Raw genomic sequence first — 19967 nt, 5'->3', positions numbered from 1 at the left:
ACGTAACGGCCGCTTATTTAAGCGTGACCTTCGTGGCCCCATAGCCAAACTTCTGTTTCTGCGCGTCCTCAAAGAATTTAACGCTAGGGTGCTGGCCCAGCCGCTTGTGCAGTTCCGCCCGTAAACTACCGCTACCCACACCATGAATAAACGTAATCTCGTTCATACCACTGGCAATGGCGTTTTCCAGTGATTTCTCGAAGGTGTGCAGTTGTAGCTTCAGCAGATCGGCTGCCGTTCGGCTGCCAACGCCGTCGGGTAGCAGGGCGTCGGTGTGCAGATCGACCACTGTCGACGGCCGTTCGACTGACACGCCCGCCGATGCTGACTTGGGATTCAGCATAGCCGCTTTCAGATCATCGGGCCGAATTGTGGCTGGCTTGGGCTCAGCGGGCCGGTTGGCGGTCTGACCGGCGGCACTGGCCTCATCGGCATCAAGCTGGGTTATGAAACCGGGTTGGTTGAGCACCGGCACAGACGTTTTGTTCTTGAAGAACGTAGCGGCCCGTCCCTTGAAGCGTTTGATCAGCGGAGCCCGTAACGATGACTTACCCGCCCGAAACCACAGCCCCTGCACCACGAAAGTAGGCCATTGCTCAAACTTAGCATGCTCGTACTGGTCGTTCATTTTCTGCTGCGATTTGGCTTTCAGTACGCCACTGTGCAGCCCCCGAAACTGAACACCGCCACTGGCTCCCGCCGATTCTTCGCCCAGCGTATACGGGAACTCCCAGTCAGTGTTGTTGATCAGGTGCAGCGTGTATTCGCGGTCATTGACCGGTACGAATGCCAGGTAGATACCCTGATTGGCCAGGATATCGGGCGCTTTGGGCGCTACCGTTTTCTGGGGGGCGTAGGTACTGGTTTTGAGCAAGCGCTCAGCTTCCAGGGGCGAAACCGGCACCAGTTCCGAACGCATAACCGGAATCCGGAAACCGTCTTCAATTTCAATTTCAATCATATCACCGGGCAGAAACCGCGAGATAACCCCCTGCTCTTTTGCCCGTAACAACCGGACTTTATCGCCAATATTCATCGTATGGACTGAATCAAAAAATATCTTTTCTCCTACTGGTATAACTACAAATTCACCAGTTTCGGTTTGCCAAAATAGCCAATGACAAAGACAAATGGCCCCCGGCTGAATTTATTAAATCAATTTGCCCCTATATCAGCTTTATAACGAGTACGTTATCTAGCTGCTATGTGGATACTCTTTTCGTTGCTGGCCGCCTTGGCGACCGCTGTTGTCGTTACGCTTTCGAAAGCGGGCATTAAAAACGTTGATTCCAGTCTGGGGTTTGCTATTCAGTCGGTGCTGATTGTAATTGTTGCCTGGAGCGTGGTCATCGGGCAGGGTAACCTGTCGGACCTCAATCGCATCGACCGGCGCTCCTGGATTTTCCTGGGAATTGCGGGCGTTATTACCTGCCTGTCCTCCCTCCTTTCATTCCGGGCGTTGAAGCTGGGCGATGCCGCCCGTACCTCATCGCTGGATAAAGTATCCCTGGTTTTTTCGGTTCTGCTGGCCGTCGTTTTTTTAAAGGAAAAAGTGAACTGGCAGGTCATCTTGGGCGTAGTCTTAATGGGGGCAGGGGCCGTGGTGATCGCGATGGCGCGGGAGTAACATGAGTCAGTTGCGCCGTCAGAATCCTGCCGGCAAAGCGTTATCTTTGCTGGTTGCTGATCCACCGTATCCGATGACTACCTCCGTAAACGAAAAGCTGGCCCTGGCCACTGATTTTGTCCTGCACACGAACCACACGATCTTCCTGACCGGGAAAGCGGGCACAGGCAAAACCACCTTTCTGCATCAGATCAAACAGGCCAGTGCCAAGCGGCTCGTGGTCGTAGCCCCCACAGGTGTAGCCGCCATCAACGCCGGGGGCGTCACCATTCATTCCTTGTTTCAGCTGCCGTTTGGGCCACTCGTTCCGGGCGCGGTGCAACAGGAGGCCCGGAAGTTCAATCGGGAGAAAATCCGACTGATTCGTACGCTCGATCTGCTCATTATCGATGAGATTAGTATGGTACGGGCCGACGTGCTCGACGGCATCGACGAGGTGTTACGTCGGTATCGGCACCGGTCCGAGCCATTTGGCGGAGTGCAGTTGCTGCTGATTGGTGACATGCAGCAGCTTCCCCCGGTGATTCGGGATGAGGAATGGAATCTGCTTAGCCCTTATTATGACACGGGCTATTTCTTCGGCAGTCGGGCGCTGCGGCAGACGTCCTACGTCTCCATTGAGTTGACGCATATCTACCGGCAGTCTGATCAGCGCTTTGTCGACCTGCTCAACAGCATCCGCGAGAAGACCGTTACGCGGGCGCAGTTGAACATGCTGAACGAGCGACACGTACCGGATTTCTCCCCCGACGATCAGGAAGGTTACATCACGCTCTCGACCCATAACACCTCAGCGCAGCAGATCAACAGCCAGAAGCTAAAAGCGTTGAAGGCGCCGTTGCAGACATTCACGGCCACCGTTGAAGGGGATTTCCCCGCTAACACCTACCCTACCGAAGCCGAACTGGATCTAAAAGTCGGGGCGCAGGTGATGTTCGTCAAAAATGATATCTCCCGCGACAAGCTGTATTACAACGGCAAGATCGGGCGTATTGTGGACATCGATGACGATATCATCTATGTTAAAAGTGCGCAGGACGGTCAGGAGATTACCGTGAGCCGGGTTGACTGGACCAATGTGCGCTACAGCCTGGACCCGACGACGAAGGAAATTAAGAGTGAAGCCATTGGTACGTTCACCCAGTATCCTCTGCGGCTGGCCTGGGCCATTACCATCCATAAAAGCCAGGGACTAACGTTTGAGAAAGCGATTATCGATGCGGCTTCGGCCTTTGCCCACGGCCAGGTGTACGTAGCCCTCAGCCGCTGCAAGACATTGGAAGGACTTGTCCTGCGGGCACCCATTCCGGCCCACAGTATTAAAACCGAGCAGTTGCTGGAAGATTTTCACGAGCAGGTTCAGTTGCAAACGCCTACCGAACGTGAGCTTTACGACGCCAAACGCACCAACCAGGAAAATCTGCTGCGGGAGCTGTTTTCGTTCGACCGGGCGGCCTCGCTGCTGTACCGCTGCCGCCGGGTGGTCAATGAGCATACGAGCAGTCTCCCCGACGAAACGGGCCCAACGCTGGCCCAGCTAGCTGATACGTTACGCGATAAAGCCCAGGAAATCAGCCATCGTTTTCTGCGGCAGTTGCCCACGTATTTCGCCGTTAGCGAACTCCCCGAAGATAACGAACCCCTCCAGGAGCGTGTCCGCAAGGCCAGTACGTATTTCCGGACGGTACTGGCCGATGATCTGATTCCCACGCTGGAAGCCCTGCCCACCGATTCCGACAACAAACAGGTATACGAAGCCTTGCTGGAAGCACTGGAGGGACTGGACAAAGAGCTGTTCACTAAATTACGTTGCATTGACGGCTGTCTGCCGGGGTTTGAAGCCTTGGCTTACCAGCACGCCCGCAACCGGGCAGAACTTGATTTCAAATCCAGCCGGAAGAAAATCGAAGAGAGTCCCACTGGCAACACGCGGGGCGGGTTGTACGGCGCCCTGATGAAGTGGCGGAATGATCTGGCGGGGGAGCACAATACAACCGGTTACATGGTGCTGCCGCAGAAAACCCTCGCCGAGCTGGCCCGTCTTCGCCCAACGACGAAAGAGGAATTATTGACGATTAAAGGCTTTGGCAAGACTAAAGTTCGGCAACTGGGCGATTCGTTGCTGGCCGTCATTACCGCTTTTGGCAACCAGCGCGAAACGAAGGTGAAATCGACAACGCCCAAAGTCGCAAAAGAACCCAAAACGCCATCGGCAGCGGTCACGTTTGAGTTGTTCGGGCGGGGGAAGTCCGTAGCGGACATTGCCGCCGAGCGGCAGTTATCTGTTTCCACCATCGAAGGGCATCTACTACACTACGTCGATTCGGGTGAGTTACCAGTAGAGGTGCTGATCCCCGCCGAGAAGCTCAACCGCATTCAGACATACCTGGCCGACCACCCCGCTCAGACGCTGACCGAGGTACGGCAGGGCCTGGGTGACGCCGTTTCGTTCAGCGACATCCGATTCGTGCAGCACGGTCTGCGTGCCCAAGCAGCCGACTAGCTCAGGAAATCAGCTTGTAGTTCTTGTATTCGCCAATCCGTCGTCCAGCCAAGGCATCGAGCCAGTAGGCCATCCGCTTTTTGAGCGGCAGGTCGCCCTTGATTTGACTGGGATCGAAGTCGTAATTGCCGTTTTTGATCCATTCTGCCATAACCGCCGGGTGCGTCCCCGTAAACTTTTTCACCCGCTCGATTTTGTAGTAATCGGTTTCATCGCTGTCGTTCTCGAATGCTTTTTCGAGCTGGGCATCGTCGAACCAGAACGAAGCGAAATATTTTGATTTCTCGGTCATGGCCTTGGGCGAGCGCACGTAGCTGTAATGATAGACCGGTACGCCAACGAGTTTAACGTGCAGCTTCATTCCCTTATGCCCCTGCTCTTTCATAGCAGGATCCGGATAGCGCCGGAACCCCTGCGAATCGCGGTAGGAGAACGCCCCGATCCCCCGCCGGAAAATTCGGATCTCACGCCGGTGCTGATAGCGGGTTCCGTTCAGATAGTCGTAGCTGCCGTAGAAATTCAGGAAATCGAACAGTAAGCCCTCCACCCGTGGATTGGAATCGACCTGTTCGATGGCCTTCCGAATAGCCGGCAGGTCCTTTTCGTGGATAATCTCGTCGGCCTGGATATGAAACAGCCAGTCACCCGTGCAGGCATCCAGCGCGACGTTGGCCTGCTGGGCAAAAATCTGCCCGCCCTGACGTAACGCTTCATCCCATACAGTGTCGATGATGCGAATTTTAGGACTGTTAAGCGCTTCGATGGCCTCCCGCGTGCCGTCTTCAGACTGACCAACGGCGATCACAAACTCATCGCAGAGGGGAAGAATAGACTGAATGGATTCAAGAAATGGGTACTGGTATTTGAATCCGTTTCGGATATACGAAAATCCGCTAATGGTCATGGATGAGGTCGACGGTGATATGGCCGCAAATATAGCCGACTGGACCTTTTGATCCGCAGCTCATATGTCCCGCTCCTAAATCCGTGGGTAATCGTATGCGTAGCTTACGGCACACGACGTACAGCACATCCTTATTCTGCGTAAGCTGCATCCCAGCGTAGCGCTGGCGGATTTGGTTAAAGACACCAACGTGAGTAGCTCCTTGTGCCTGAAAGCCTGCGGCCTCTTCCCGGATTTTATAGGCTGGGCGGAAGGCACGGAGCGTTTGCCTATTCCATTCGCCAGCGCAACGTCGTTATCAACTCACATTAAACGACAAAAGGGCACCCGCTTGTGGGTGCCCTTTCCGGTTGAATACAGAGTCTTGATCGATGAGCACGGTGTCGCCTACGACGACACGTATCTACTTTCTGACTAGTCGCGTAAGCTGTTCTATATAGCTTATGAGACTGCCTACATTACCGGTGGCTCCCAGCCTTTGGCGTACTCGCGTCCCCACAGCTTCATCGCTTCTTTATCGCGGATATGCCCGTTCGACGAGTCAACCTCGAAGGGTTTGTTGACCCGGTACGAGATGTTGGCCAGATGACAAAGCAACGTACTCTTTGCGCCATCGTCAATGGTGGAAGCCTGCTTTTCCTTGCCCCGGATGGCTTCGAAGAAATTAACGACGTGGCGGGTTGTCATGTCGCCACCACCACCCAGCGCCGTCCCGGCTTCATTTCCGGCCGCCTTGCTGTCTTTGATCACTTTTCCGTCGCGGTTGAAGAGTTTGTAGCCGTTCCGGTCGACGTAGACCGTGCCGTTGGAGCCGTAGATGATCGTTCCCCGGTCGCTGCCGTAGGTTTTATGACCGTTACGGCTTTTTCCGTCCCACTTAATGATTTTATCACCGGGGAAACGGAATGTAGCGTCCATCGTATCGTACATGACCCAGCCATCTTCCACGAAGTACCGCTTGGCGGCTTCAACCTGTACGTATTCCGGGTATTCGACCTGAAGCGCCCAGCGCGCTACGTCCAGTTCGTGCGTAGCATTGTTGCCGGTTTCGGCGGTACCGTATGTCCAGCCATACCAGTGCCAGTTGTAATCCCAGGTATCATCGGTGTACTCCGTGCGGGGAGCGGGTCCCTGAAACAGATCCCAGTCCAGCCCATCGGGAACGGGTGCCTTTTTAGCTTTGGGGACCTCATCCCGGTTGTTCGCGTAGAAAGCAACCGCCTTGAAGGGCTTACCGATAGCGCCATCATGGATCTGCTTAATGATATCAATTGTTTCCGTCGATGATCGCTGCTGATTCCCCATCTGGATGATCTTGCCGTATTTTTTCTGGCAGCCCATCAGAATTTCACCTTCGCGGGGATTATGGCTACAGGGCTTTTCGACGTACACGTGTTTACCACCCTGAGCCGCCAGCCAGGTCCCCGGCGCGTGCCAGTGGTCGGGTGTCGCGTTGATCAGCACGTCCACGTTTTTGTCGGCAATGACCTTCCGGATATCGTTCTCCAGCTTGGGCGTATAATCGATGTACTTCGAAAATTTCTTAACGGCTGCCTCCCGCTGCTTTTTCATTACGTCGCACATATATACCAGCTCGACGTTGCTGCTTTTCAGCGAAATAGGTTCGTAGTATGCGCCCAGCCGTCGGCCCAGCCCGGCAATGGCCACATTCAGCCGTTCATTCGACCCGATAATTTTGGCGTAGCTTTTGGCCGACATGCCGGTAGCCAGGCCACCAATCGACAGCCCGGCCGTACTCAGCGCGGCTTTCTTGATAAACTCTCTTCTGGAAGTATCCATTCAACGCAGGTTGGTTTAATCGTTTATGCCTCTACGACTCTTTTCAATAAAAACAGCGATCTCTTCGCTATCTACTGACAGGGGAGCCAACAAATATTTCCGGCAGCTGCCCCTGATATAAAGACGCCCAGCCAGGACAACTGCCTGGCTGGGCGATCTACAGGTAAAACTAAACTGGTGTTGCCAAGTCCATGTCACAGCTACGCAACCAGAACAGCGGCATCGTCTACGTCCTTCTCGATACGCAGGTTATCAATGATAAAGCGCTGCCGGTCGGGGGTGTTTTTGCCCATGTAATAGCCAAGCAGTTTTGGAATCGAGGTTTCCTTTTCCATGATCACCGGCTCCAGGCGCATGTCCTCGCCGATGAACAGGCCGAACTCATCCGGCGAAATCTCCCCCAGTCCCTTGAAGCGAGTGATCTCGACTTTCTTACCCCCTTTGGCGAGCTTGTCCATAGCCGTCTGCTTTTCTTCTTCCGAATAACAGTACGTCGTTTCCTTGTGGTTTTTCGGATTACGAACCCGGAACAGGGGCGTCTCCAGAATATACAGGTGCCCATTACGGACCAGATCAGGGAAGAACTGCAGGAAGAATGTCAGCATCAGCAACCGAATGTGCATACCGTCTACATCGGCGTCGGTAGCAATCACAATCCGGTTGTAGCGCAATCCTTCCAGCCCTTCTTCAATGTCCAGCGCGTGCTGCAGCAGGTTGAACTCCTCGTTTTCGTACACCACCTTCTTGGTCAGCCCGAAGCAGTTCAGCGGCTTGCCCCGCAGACTAAAAACTGCCTGCGACTGCACATTTCGCGACTTGGTGATCGATCCGCTGGCCGAGTCCCCCTCGGTAATGAACAGCGTCGACTGGTAGCGGTCGTCCGCCTTTACGTCGGGCAGGTGATTGCGGCAGTCGCGGAGTTTTTTGTTGTGCAGACTGGCTTTCTTGGCCCGGTCGTTCGCCAGTTTTTTAATCCCGGCCAGTTCCTTCCGCTCCCGCTCCGACTGCTCGATCCGTTTCTTAAGCGCGTCGCGCACGGTCGGATTCATGTGCAGGTAGTCGTCAAGCCGCTCTTTCAGGAAGTCTTTTACGAACGAATTAACTGACTGCGCGTTCGGTTCGGGCGACATGTTGATCGAGCCCAGCTTGGTTTTAGTCTGCGACTCGAACACCGGCTCCTGAACCCGGATGCTGATGGCCGCGATGATGCTCGCCCGAATGTCGGTCGTTTCGTAGTTTTTATCGAAGTGCTTCCGAACCGTTTCGACAACGGCTTCCCGCAGGGCGTTCAGGTGCGTACCGTGCTGGGTCGTATTCTGCCCGTTCACGAACGAATAATATTCTTCACCATAAGCGTTACCGTGCGTCAGCGCCACTTCAATATCGTGCCCTTTGAGGTGAATGATCGGGTACCGAAGTGACTCTTCGTCGGTTCTGTTCCGTAGCAGATCCAGCAGCCCGTTCTGCGAAATGTACTTCTGCTTGTTAAACGAAATGGTCAGCCCCGCGTTCAGATAGCAGTAATTCCAGATCATGTTCTCCAGATACTGGGGAATGAAATGGAAGTTTTTGAAGACCGTATCGTCGGGCTCGAAGCAGATCAGCGTACCGTTGCGCTCACTGGTCACGTCTTCTCCCTGCTGGCGGAGTTCACCCCGTTCAAATTCAGCCCAGACGGTACGTCCCTCCCGGAACGACTGCACCCGGAAATACGTCGACAGCGCGTTCACGGCCTTGGTACCAACGCCATTCAGACCGACCGATTTCTGGAAGGCCCCTGAATCGTATTTACCGCCCGTGTTAATTTTGGAGACGACTTCCACAACCTTACCCAGGGGGATACCCCGGCCGTAATCCCGCACCTCGACCCGGTGATCAGTTACCCGGATGTCAATGATTTTGCCATGCCCCATGACGTGTTCGTCGATACAGTTATCAACGGTTTCTTTAAGCAGGACGTAAATTCCATCGTCGGCAGCCGCGCCGTCGCCTAGTTTCCCGATATACATACCCGGCCGAAGACGGATGTGCTCGCGCCAATCCAGCGACCGGATGCTATCTTCGTTATACTGAACCGGTTGTTTGCCTGATTCTGACATAGAAAGCGTTTAATAGATACTATTAGGAGCAGAATCGTATTAGAATCTCTCCCGGAAAACATTAGAAAAGTTATACCGTGCTGACAAGGTAGGAAAAGTTTCCACAGAATAGGAAAGTATTCGTAATCCCGCAAAAGTTAGCTTACTTTGCCAACGAAACCTGACTACGTACTACCATAGTCAAAAATGTCGTTAGATACAGACCTTCGCTACACACGTCTTCGGCGCTGTTCGACATCTTAAAAATATGCAAAAATTGCGAGTTAATCACAACTTCCCGCTTAATTTTTTATCTTCGGCAAAGGCCTCTTTTCATCGTACGTTTAACGCAGGCATTGCGGCTTCGCTGCTGGTCCTAACGAGTCTGACCGCCCAGGCGCAGGTCACTCCTGCCAGTCCAGCACCCTCCAACAGCTCCGGTACAACCACATCGCCAGCCGCTACCGGCCGGGGCGCGGGATTACCCGCTGGTGTTAACATCCCGGCTAACATCCAGCAGCAGATTAACCAGCAGCGGGGAAACGCCGGTAGCCTGCAGCCCAACGCCAACGGCACCAACACCCCGCAGAACGTTCTGCGCAGTGACGGGACCGTCGACCAGAACAATCCGAACATTGATACGACGGGTAACGGGCTGAATAAAAACCAACCTGCTACGCTCGAAGATGGCTACGAACAGGCCCGCCTGCGCGAACAGGCCGAACAACGCCGGAAATTATTCGGTTACTCGGTCTTTAATAACCCCGACGCGAACGCTACGAACCCCTTTCAACCAAACGTCAACATTGCGACGCCACGCAACTACAACGTCGGCCCCGGCGACCAGCTGAATATCCGCATGTACGGCTACTCCGAGGCTGATTTCAGCCAGACCGTATCGCCGGAAGGAAACATCTATTTTGCCGAGCAGACCGGTATCGGCCCGGTGTCCATAACAGGTCTTACTATCGAACAGGCCAAAGCCCGAATCATCGATCGACTGGCGCGCAAGTTCGTAGGTCTACGCAAATCCTCGTACGGAGCCGCTAATACGTTTATTGACGTATCTCTGGGCGGTACAATCCGTAGCATTCGGGTAACCGTCACGGGCGACGCTATCCGGCCAGGAACCTACCAGATGTCGTCGCTCTCAACGGCGATGAACGCTATTTATCAGGCGGGAGGCCCCAGCGAACTGGGTTCGTTCCGAAAGGTGCAGTTGATTCGTAACAACAAAGTTCTTGCTACACTTGACCTGTACGATTACCTGTTGAATGGTACCCAGCGGAACGATTTCCGGCTCCAGGATAACGATAATATCCGGTTCACGACCTACATTTCACACGTTGAAATTACCGGTACGGTCAAGCGTAACAACATCTTCGAAATGCTGCCCGGCGAAAGCCTCGACCGGCTGCTGTTCTACGCCGGTGGCTTTGCGGCCCAGGCTTACAAAGAGCGGGTTAAAGTAACGCGTCTGACAGATATGGAGCGGAAAGTAGTCGACGTAACCAAGTCAGAATTTGCCTCATTTACCATGCAGGACGGTGATCTGGTTACGGTAGAACAATTGCTCGACCGCTTCGAAAACCAGGTAACAATCGAAGGTGCGGTATATCGTCCCGGTCAGTTTTCGCTCGATCAACACAAGACCCTGAAACAACTGATTGCAGGGGCAGAAGGCTTGAAAGGGGATGCGTTTACTGGCCGTATCAATATCATCCGGACGCGGGAAGATCTGGCCATCGAGAACCTGACCATTGACCTGACCAGCATCATGAACGGCAGCAAGCCCGATATTACCCTGCAGCGCGAAGATCAGGTCATTATTCCCTCCCGCTTTGATCTGGCTGAACCAGCCGCCGTTTCGGTACAGGGTGAAGTAAACCAGCCGCAGGAAGGAATTCCGTTCATGATCAACATGACGCTTAATGACGCGCTGCTCCGTACAGGAGGTCTGAAAGAATCGGCCGCGGCTTCGCAGGTAGAAGTTATTCGCCGGAAGAAAGACGTTGATCCCCGGTCGACATCGGCGCAGATTGCCCAGACCTTCCGGTTCAACGTCAGCCGGGATCTGTCGCTCAACGCCGACGATAACAAATTCCTGCTGGAACCTTACGATCAGATCGTCGTTCGCCGGTCGCCAAACTACCTCGTGCAAACCTACGCCAATGTTGAAGGCGAAGTTATCATTCCGGGTGCTTATGTCATTCAAAGCAAAGACCAGAAAGTATCCGACCTGGTTACGCAGGCCGGCGGTCTGACGCCACAGGCTTATGTGGAAGGTGCTACGCTGGTCCGGGTCATTACGCTGAGCCCGGACGAAGTAAAGCGCAAACAACAGGCAATTACGGACCTTGCCGATGATGTTACCGGCCGTTCGCGGGTGCAAGTTGATTCAGTTTCAACCAGCCAGCCAACGTCCATCGGCATTAACCTGCGGAAGATCCTGGAACGCCCCGGTTCATCGGAAGACATTCTGGTTCAGGCGGGCGACGTACTGCGGATTCCAAAACGGCTTGAAACAGTACGGGTACAGGGCGAAGTGCTATCGCCCAACACGATTAAGTTCCGGCCGGGTCAGACCTTCCAGGATTACATTTCGCAGTCGGGTGGTTTTACCTCCCGGTCGCAACGGAAGAAGTCGTACATTGTGTATGCAAACGGATCGGTTGACCGGACGCGCAAATTCATGTTCTTCAATGTGTACCCACGGGTAGAGCCTGGTGCCGAAGTCATCATCCCACAAAAAACCTCGGCTCCGTTGACCGCACAGCAACTGTTAGGTACGGCTACAACGATCACCAGTTCTGTTTTTTCGCTGATTACTTTACTATTGGCGTACCGGGCTATCCGCTAGGCCACCCAACAAGCTAAATCCATGAGTCCGAACAACCCAACGACGGCTTCGAACCCAAACGGTCTGTCACAGCGTCCGCTCCCCCCCGATCAGATTTCGCCCAAGGCGGTAGTCCTGAAGGTGATGCAGCTCAAAAACGTTGCCCGCCGAAACTGGAAACTGCTGGTCATCTTTTTGGCGATTGGTGCCGGTATTGGTTTCATCTATGACCTGATGAACAAAAAACCGGCCGTTTACAGCGCCGACATTCTGTTCAACCTCGGTGGCGGTGGTGGCGCTAGTGGCGGCTTGGGCGAACTGGGAGCCCTGGCGGGTGCCTTCGGGATTGGGCAGGGAACGCCCGATGCCAATATCTTTGTGGGTGACAACTTCCTGATCTACGCCAAGTCGCGGCCGGTTCTGGAAAAGACACTGATGAAGAACGACACCATCAACGGCAAGGACACCATGCTGGTGAACTATTACATTCGCCACAGCGGTATCCGCGACAAAGAGTGGGAAAAGAGCGATACGCTCCGTTCGTTCTACTTCAGTCGGATCAAGAAACCCAGTGAGTATACGAAACTCGAGCAGATTGCCATGTCGGACATCTGCACCCGGATCGCCACGGAGATGAGCGTTACGCAGCCCGAACGAAAATCATCGTTCATGGAGCTTCGCTGTGCCATGGAAGATGAAATGCTGGCCGCTACGTTCCTGACCTCGCACCTGGAAACCATCGAAGAAGATTACCGGCAGAAGCAGACCAAGAAAAGCCGGGAAATGTACGATTTGCTGAAGGACCGTGCCGATTCAATTGCCCGGGTCATGAATAGAACAGATAGTCGTCTGGCGCAATATATCGACCAGAACCAGCAGATTGTTGTTGCGCAGGGTAAAGTGACCGAAACAAAACTGCAGCGTAATTCAAGCTTTCTATCGACGCTCTATTACCAGGCGCTGCAAAGTGCCGACAATATGCGGCTGTCGATGATTCGCGAGGCTCCGCTCTTTACCATTATCAAGGGCGTTTACTATCCGCTCTACAAAGACGTACCATCGACGCTGGGGGTTCAGGCCGGTATTGCGCTGGCCCTGGTACTAGCAGTTATCGTTATTTTCCTGCGGGAAACCTACCGTTCTGTCATGCAGGAGAAATAACCTGCCTGTGGTTCGCTCTTTTTTAGGTTAACTGACAATCGATTTTGAAAACGCACGAAGTAATTATTGAACCAGGCCGTTCGGAGCGGCACTACTGGCGGGATCTCTGGCAAAACCGCGAACTGATGTATATACTGTCGCAACGCGACGTATCTGTTCGCTACAAACAGACGGCCTTGGGAACGGCCTGGGGACTTATTCGTCCGCTGACGACCATGCTGATCATGGTGGTAGTATTCAGCAACATCGCCAAGCTTCCGGCCGATCCGGGAATTCCGTATCCGCTGATGGTGCTGGCAGGGATCACAATCTGGGGTTTCTTTGCGACGGCATTTACGCAAATCAGCAATAGCGTAACGCTGAATGCAAACCTGGTCACCAAAGTCTATTTCCCCCGGCTGATCATGCCGATCAGCTCAATTTCGGTTGGTTTCATTGACTTCCTGGTATCGCTGGGGCTTTTTATACTGGTTGCGATTTACTACCAGTTTATGCCCGACTGGCACCTGATATTCCTGCCCCTGCTTATTCTGCTGGCTATTATGGCCGCTTTTGCCTTTGGCCTGTTCTTTGCAGTTATTAATGTGCGGTTTCGGGACATTGCCCAGCTTATTCCGTTTATTGTACAGATTGGCTTTTACGCCTGCCCAATTGCTTATCCAAGTCGGTTAGTTGCCGATAAATCGTGGTACTCGCTGTATATTCTAAACCCGATGGTTGGGATTATTGATGGATTCCGGTGGTCGCTGCTGGGCGGAAAATCGTATTTCAATCCGCAGAGTCTTATCGCTTCTGTTGTTATTGTCTCTGTTTTCCTGGTGATCTCGCTTTACTTTTTCCGGAAGCGGGAGAATACCTTTGTTGATGATATTTAATTTCAGTGGTTCTATCTGCCCCTGCCCGTTCGGGGTAGCAGGTAGCCATCGTTCACGTTGCTATGTCTGTTATTACTGTCGATAATATAAGTAAACATTACATCATTGACCACAAGAAGGGAAAGGGAAGCACAACGCTGCGCGATGTGATTACCGAGAACTTCCGGCAGGTGTTTGGCGGCAAGAAAGACCAGGATCGTGTCACCCACGAGGAATTCTGGGCGCTGCGCGATGTAAGTTTTTCGGTAGAGCAGGGCGACCGGGTCGGCATCGTTGGTCACAACGGCGCTGGCAAATCAACCATGCTCAAGATCCTGAGTAAAATCATCGAACCTTCGTCGGGTAGTGTCCGGATCAAAGGCCGGGTAGCCAGTCTGCTCGAAGTTGGGACGGGTTTCCACCCCGAGCTGACGGGTCGGGAAAATATCTTCCTGAACGGCTCGCTGCTGGGCATGAGCCGGAGCGAAATCCGGAATCAGTTCGACGCCATTGTCGATTTTGCCGGGGTCAGTAAATTCCTTGATACACCCGTAAAACGGTATTCGTCGGGGATGTACGTCCGACTTGGCTTTGCTATCTCAGCCCACCTCGATCCCGAAATCATGATCGTGGATGAAGTGCTGGCCGTGGGCGACGCCGAGTTCCAGAAGAAGAGTCTGGGCAAGATGCGGGACAACTCCGCCAGCGGCCGGACCATTCTCTTCGTCAGCCACAACCTGACGGCCGTGCAGGCACTTTGCAATAAGACGCTGTATTTCGAAAAAGGACAATTGCTTGAGCAGGGCGAAACCAACCAGGTGATTGCCTCCTACCTCAGCAAAGTGTCGAAAACCCGGCTACTCCGGCAGTGGGAAACGCCCGAGGAAGCACCGGGGAACGACCTTGTCCGGATACGCAAGATTGAACTCATTCCGGAGTATCAGGACGAACTGACGCACATCGACGTCCGGACGCCCATGAAACTGCGGTTCGAGTTCTGGAACATGATGGATAAGGCCAACCTAAACCTGTCGCTGCACCTGAATTCTCTGACGGGTGAATGTATATTTAACGTCGGTACCCAGTCTCAAGCGTATGGCAAGGGCCTGATTGCGGGCGAGTGTACCATTCCCGGTTTCTTCCTGAACGATGGCTCCTATACCATCTCGGTAATGATCGTGAAAGATACCGTAACCCCGTTATACGTCATGGAAGACGGTATCATGTTCGACGTAGAGGACTACCGCGAAGGCATTGCCTGGTACGGAAAATGGCCGGGCTACGTCCGTCCGCAGTTCCCATTTCGGATGGCTTTGCTCGAAGGCGAACCCGTAAAATAAGCACGCGGCCATTTTAGTTAGTACCAGACCATGATCAACGTAACCAAATCATACTTACCGGATCTCGACGAATATACCAATTACCTGAAGGGTATCTGGGAACGGGTTCACCTCACCAACGATGGCCCCTTGCTACGGCAGCTGGAGAACGAGATGAAAGCCGTTTTAGGGGTGAAACACCTGAAGTTTTGCTCCAATGGCACGGTCGTGCTCCAGATGGCGCTGAAAGCCCTGGACATCACGAAAGAAGTTATTACGACGCCGTTTTCGTACGTAGCAACGACGAACGTCCTGCTCTGGGAAGGCTGCACACCCGTTTTCGCCGACATTACCCCGGACGATTTCTGCATCGATCCGGCCAAGATCGAGCCGCTCATTACGGAAAACACGCAGGCGATCCTGGCTACCCATGTCTATGGCAACGCCTGTCAGATCGAACAGATTCAGGCTATTGCGGATAAGCACAACCTGAAAGTCATCTATGATGCCGCTCACACCTTCGGGGCCAGCTACAATGGGCAGTCGATTCTGAGCTACGGCGATATCAGTACGTGCAGCTTCCACGCAACGAAAGTATTTCATACGGTCGAAGGAGGTTGTATTATTACTAATGACGATGAACTGGCGCAGAAACTGCACTTCTACCGCTCGTTTGGTCACCGCAACGATGATTATTTCAGCGTCGGGATCAACGCCAAAAACTCGGAGTTTCACGCGGCCATGGGCCTTTGCGTATTACCGAAAGTGCCGGATCTGATTGCCGCCCGCAAGCAGGTGTTTGGCTACTACGACGACCGGCTGGATTTTTCGCGTATCTCCCGCCCGACCCTGCTGCCGGGCGTCGAATATAACTATGCGTATTATCCGGTTGTGTTTGATTCGGAAGAAACGCTGCTGCGTGTAGTCGAGGCCCTGAAAGCACAGGAAATCATGCCCCGGCGGTATTTCTATCCGTCGCTCAATACGTTGCCTTTCGCGCAGATACCGGGTTCGGGTCAGTCGTGCCCCATCTCGGAAGATGTTTCGCTACGGGTGCTGGCGCTGCCCATGTACCCGGATCTGGCCGAAGCTGATGTGGATCGGATTGCGTCCATTGTCAACAAGGCTGTTGCGTTGGTCGATGCCGCCTAGTCGTTACGTTGTTTCCCGCCGGGGGTCTCCCACCGGGATTCTGTTATTGGCCATTCCGCTCACTGCAGCGTTTTTGTATGACGTTTGTTTATCTGGTTCTTCTCTTTCTTTTTGTCTATTACCTCACGCGGCTGGCAGCCCGGATCAGCCGCCCGTCGGTAAGTGAGTGGCTGCTGCTGACGTTTCTGCTGGGCACCACCAGCGTCATTCTGACCGGTTTTATCTTGTCTGCGTTTTACCTGACGGCTAACACACTGGCCTGGGCAGGCTCGGTTTTCGTGACGGCTACAGCTATTGCCTGGCCGCTGCAACGGTTGGCAAATGAACAGCCGCTAAACGTAGGCTCCCTGCTCATTGATCGCCGGCAGCAGTTTGGTCAGTGGTTCAGCGCCTTATCACCCTACCTGAAATTTTTGTTCGCGACCCTGTTCGGAACGCTGGCCATCGTGGCTGTGACAAATCTGCTGTTGGTGCTCTTTACCGTCCCTAATGAATGGGACAGTATGACAGGGCACCTGAACCGGGTCATGCAGTACATTCAGCGGGGCAGTATGCGGCACTTCGGGGGGACGAACTGGAACATTGATACGTATCCCAAAAGCGTCTGTAACCTCCAGATTTACGGGTTTCTGATGACTGGCCATTTCGAAAATGGTTTCAAGTTTATTCATCACCTCAGCTACTGGACAGCCATCGTGGCCGTTTTCGGCATTGTTCAGCGGCTGGGTCAGCTCATTCGTGGTAACGCTTCGTTGTCGGCGAGTTTCTTCGCGGCCCTGGCCTACGCACTGCTGCCCGACTTCCTGATGCAGGCGGTCACGACCGAAACCGATATCGTTCTGACGGCTTACCTGAGCCTGCTGCTTTATTTCCTGTTTACATACCGGCAGACGAAAGCATCCGTCTATCTGTACATGGCAGGTATGGCGTTTGGGCTGGCATTTGGCCACAAGATTACATTCGCGCTCCTCCTTCCCTCGGTCTTCGTCATCATGGTGTACACCGTGTTCCTGTCGGACTCGATCGCTACGACGTTTCAGCGAACCTGGCGACTGGCGCTGGGCATTGCGGTCGGCGTTTGTTTGTGGACGCTGCCGACGGGTTATCTAAAAAACATCGACGTGTTTGGCCACCCCATTGGCCCACCAACGGCCCTCAAACACCAGTCGGTGGAGCGGGCGGGGACACTGCGTAACTTGCTCGAACAGGGAAGCCGGAATGTGGTACGGTACGGGTATGACCACGTCAATCTCGACGGGATCCGGAATACGGCCCTGGGCGTTCGGGTTAACCACGAGATGCGACAGCCGCTGGTTTGGTTGGAGAATAAACTTCATATGCGGCTGGATGAAGAGACCGACTTCTCAATCCAGCCCTTTGCTTTCGATCGCCGATTCGATTTTTATAATGCGAATCCATACTGGGGTATTTTTGGCTTCGGTCTGGTCTTTCCACTCTTGTTACTAACATTAGTCGGCTTTACCCGCTCGACCGCGCATCTTTTCATTGGTTTAGCCTTTCTGTTGCACTTTGCGGCCCTCTCCTATTCCGCGCCGTATGACCCGTTTAAAGGCCGCTATTTTATCGAAACGGGCCTGTTCGGCATTCTGTTTCTGGCACTTCTCTTCCTGTCCCCTCGTACCCGGATCGATGTTGCGGGACGGAGCATCTGGAAAGGATACGTTGGGCTGGTGACAGTATTGGGCTGCCTTTCGGCCATTATGTGCATTTTCCTGAACATCCGGGCGCTGCCTTTTGCCTGGACGAATCCGGACGGGAAAGCGTATCCGTCGGCGTTCAACTCGACCCGGATCAAGCAAATGACACTAGGACGTCCTGATATTTACGCTCCTTACCAGCGTTTCGACGAACTGGTCCCCGACAGCGCTACCGTAGCGCTGGGCACGATAAACGACGATTACGAATACCCACTTTACGGACCGAATCTCTCTCGTCGGTTGATTACGATCAATCCCTTCGAGCAGGGCGTTCAGCCCATTCCTAAAGAGGCCGATTACCTGTTCTTTGCAAAAAGCGTAATCAAACCACAGCCCGGCGATATTCGATTGGGCACCGATACGACCATGCGCCAGCAGGTAGTGGTACCCGGTGAGGATTATTATTTACGAGAATTAAAATAAGGCCGCCTGTCAGCAGTCGACCTGTTAACTCAGTTCCTTATGACGCTCGCCATCATGCAGCCTTATTTTCTGCCGTACATCGGCTACATGCAGCTGATGAACCTCGCCGATACGTTCGTGCTTTACGACGACGTAGCGTTCATCAACCGGGGCTGGATCAACCGTAATAAGCTGCTGATTAACGGGCAGGAGCACTTGTTCACGCTTCCGCTCAAGGACGCCAGCCAGAACAAACGAATTAACGAGGTGCATCTGGCCGATGATCCAAAGTGGCGCGGTAAACTGCTTAAAACCATCGAGCAGGGCTACCGGAAAGCTCCTCAGTACGGGGCCGTCATGCCGATCACCGAAAAAATCATCAACTTTACGACCGACTCTATCGCGGATCTCATTTACGCCAGCCTGGTTGAGTTGAATCAATACCTGGGGATTACGACCCGGCTGGTAGCTTCCTCGTCGGTTTATGACAATGCCGAGTTAAAGGCGCAGGCCCGTATTCTTGACATCTGTAAGCAGGAAGGCGCTACACGCTACGTGAACCCGATTGGCGGCATGGAACTGTACGACAAACCCACTTTTTCCGAAGCGGGTATCGAACTGAACTTCATCCGTTCGCAGCGGGTAGCGTACCCGCAGTTCAAAAATGAATTCGTTCCCTGGCTCTCAATCCTGGACGTTCTAATGTTTAACGACGTACCAACGACGAAAGCCTTTTTAACACATTGTGAACTGATATAATTGTGAATGGGCGAATGAGTGAATGAGTGAATAATTGCTGAGGCAAAACCAAACATTCACTCATTCACCGCACCGGTGGCCCGGTCATTCACTTATTCACTCATTGATATATGGCAAAGGTTATCATTTTTGGGATCATGGATACCGCCGAACTGGCGCATTTTTACCTGACCCACGATTCGGAACACGAGGTAGTAGCATTTACTGTCAGCCAGGAATACATAGCTGATAAAACCGGTTACAAAGGCCTGCCACTGGTCGCGTTTGAGGACGTTCAGGAGCTGTTTCCCCCACAGGAATACAAGTTCTTCGCGCCAATGACCGGACGGGGCATGAACAAAAACCGCGAACGGATCTACCTGGAAGCGAAAGCCAAGGGCTACGCATTCATTTCCTACGTCAGTTCCAAGGCTACTACGTTCAACAACGAGATCGGCGAGAACTGCTTTATTCTGGAAGATAACACCATTCAGCCGTTCACAACGATTGGCAACAACGTCGTGCTCTGGAGCGGTAACCACATTGGTCACCACGGCCAGATCAAAGACCATGTGTTCTTTACGTCGCACGTCGTGATGTCGGGTCACTGCGTTATCGAACCCTACTGCTTCTTTGGCGTTAACAGCACCATCCGCGACTACCTGACCATCGCTGAGGGAACCCTCGTCGGTATGGCTTCAGCCATTACCAAATCAACCGAAGCGTGGGGCGTCTACGTCGGTAACCCCGCCGAAAAACGCTCCATCCCGAGTTATAAAGCGTATTAGAGAGGGAGGAAGGAGGAGAGGGACGAAAGGGATAGGAGAAGAGTAATTGATACAATTCTTCCTCGTCTATTCTCCCTTTCCTCC

The 19967-nt window shown here is 53.4% G+C and carries 15 protein-coding genes; 11 read left to right on the top strand and 4 right to left on the bottom strand.

Features of this window, described 5'->3' with window-relative positions:
• Positions 1 to 13: 13 nt before the first annotated feature.
• Positions 14 to 1036, bottom strand: a complete 1023-nt coding sequence (locus HU175_RS13870; protein ID WP_176567166.1) for a Smr/MutS family protein — start codon at positions 1034 to 1036, stop codon at positions 14 to 16.
• 168 nt (positions 1037 to 1204) lie between these two features.
• On the opposite strand from HU175_RS13870, the gene HU175_RS13865 reads away from it, so the two are divergent.
• Together HU175_RS13865 and HU175_RS13860 are read left to right on the top strand one after the other, a co-directional pair.
• Positions 1205 to 1627, top strand: a complete 423-nt coding sequence (locus tag HU175_RS13865) for an EamA family transporter (RefSeq protein ID WP_176567165.1) — start codon at positions 1205 to 1207, stop codon at positions 1625 to 1627.
• Between the two features lie 73 nt (positions 1628 to 1700).
• Positions 1701 to 4130 (top strand): helix-turn-helix domain-containing protein, encoded by a 2430-nt coding sequence (locus HU175_RS13860; protein WP_176567164.1) that lies wholly within the window; start codon positions 1701 to 1703, stop codon positions 4128 to 4130.
• A 1-nt stretch (position 4131) separates the two neighbouring features.
• On the opposite strand, the gene HU175_RS13855 is transcribed toward HU175_RS13860, so the two are convergent.
• A complete protein-coding gene (locus HU175_RS13855; protein WP_176567163.1) occupies positions 4132 to 5034 on the bottom strand; it encodes a glycosyltransferase family 2 protein in 903 nt (300 codons plus the stop codon).
• Positions 5035 to 5224: 190 nt separating this feature from the next.
• Between HU175_RS13855 and HU175_RS13850 the strand changes: the two genes are divergently transcribed.
• Positions 5225 to 5452, top strand: a complete 228-nt coding sequence (locus HU175_RS13850; RefSeq protein WP_176567162.1) for a hypothetical protein — start codon at positions 5225 to 5227, stop codon at positions 5450 to 5452.
• Between the two features lie 35 nt (positions 5453 to 5487).
• Here the strand turns inward: HU175_RS13850 and HU175_RS13845 are convergent, their stop codons facing one another.
• Positions 5488 to 6834 carry a Gfo/Idh/MocA family protein gene (locus HU175_RS13845; protein ID WP_176567161.1) on the bottom strand — a complete coding sequence of 449 codons (1347 nt, stop codon included), beginning with the start codon at positions 6832 to 6834 and terminating at the stop codon, positions 5488 to 5490.
• A 200-nt stretch (positions 6835 to 7034) separates the two neighbouring features.
• Positions 7035 to 8933, bottom strand: coding sequence for a DNA topoisomerase IV subunit B (locus HU175_RS13840; protein WP_176567160.1), 1899 nt, complete (start codon positions 8931 to 8933; stop codon positions 7035 to 7037).
• 247 nt (positions 8934 to 9180) lie between these two features.
• On the opposite strand from HU175_RS13840, the gene HU175_RS13835 reads away from it, so the two are divergent.
• The 8 genes from HU175_RS13835 to HU175_RS13800 all read left to right on the top strand — a co-directional run bounded on the left by HU175_RS13835 (position 9181) and on the right by HU175_RS13800 (position 19883).
• Complete coding sequence (locus HU175_RS13835) at positions 9181 to 11772, top strand: SLBB domain-containing protein (protein WP_176567159.1); 2592 nt, start codon at positions 9181 to 9183, stop codon at positions 11770 to 11772.
• Positions 11773 to 11793: 21 nt separating this feature from the next.
• Positions 11794 to 12912, top strand: coding sequence for a hypothetical protein (locus tag HU175_RS13830; RefSeq protein ID WP_176567158.1), 1119 nt, complete (start codon positions 11794 to 11796; stop codon positions 12910 to 12912).
• A gap of 44 nt (positions 12913 to 12956) precedes the next feature.
• Positions 12957 to 13787 carry an ABC transporter permease gene (locus HU175_RS13825; RefSeq protein WP_176567157.1) on the top strand — a complete coding sequence of 277 codons (831 nt, stop codon included), beginning with the start codon at positions 12957 to 12959 and terminating at the stop codon, positions 13785 to 13787.
• Between the two features lie 62 nt (positions 13788 to 13849).
• Complete coding sequence (locus HU175_RS13820; RefSeq protein ID WP_176567156.1) at positions 13850 to 15106, top strand: ABC transporter ATP-binding protein; 1257 nt, start codon at positions 13850 to 13852, stop codon at positions 15104 to 15106.
• A 30-nt stretch (positions 15107 to 15136) separates the two neighbouring features.
• Positions 15137 to 16237, top strand: coding sequence for a DegT/DnrJ/EryC1/StrS family aminotransferase (locus HU175_RS13815; protein ID WP_176567155.1), 1101 nt, complete (start codon positions 15137 to 15139; stop codon positions 16235 to 16237).
• Positions 16238 to 16314: 77 nt separating this feature from the next.
• Positions 16315 to 18378 (top strand): glycosyltransferase family 39 protein, encoded by a 2064-nt coding sequence (locus HU175_RS13810; RefSeq protein ID WP_176567154.1) that lies wholly within the window; start codon positions 16315 to 16317, stop codon positions 18376 to 18378.
• A gap of 39 nt (positions 18379 to 18417) precedes the next feature.
• On the top strand, positions 18418 to 19116 hold the full coding sequence (locus tag HU175_RS13805; protein WP_176567153.1) for a WbqC family protein: 699 nt from the start codon (positions 18418 to 18420) through the stop codon (positions 19114 to 19116).
• A 110-nt stretch (positions 19117 to 19226) separates the two neighbouring features.
• On the top strand, positions 19227 to 19883 hold the full coding sequence (locus HU175_RS13800) for an acetyltransferase (RefSeq protein WP_176567152.1): 657 nt from the start codon (positions 19227 to 19229) through the stop codon (positions 19881 to 19883).
• Positions 19884 to 19967: the final 84 nt, after the last annotated feature.

Origin of the sequence: Spirosoma sp. KUDC1026 (genome assembly GCF_013375035.1) — a bacterium.
Classification (GTDB): Bacteria; Bacteroidota; Bacteroidia; order Cytophagales; family Spirosomataceae; genus Spirosoma.
Note: the sequence above shows the minus strand (reverse complement) of the source record. Positions and strands in the feature narration are given on the sequence as shown.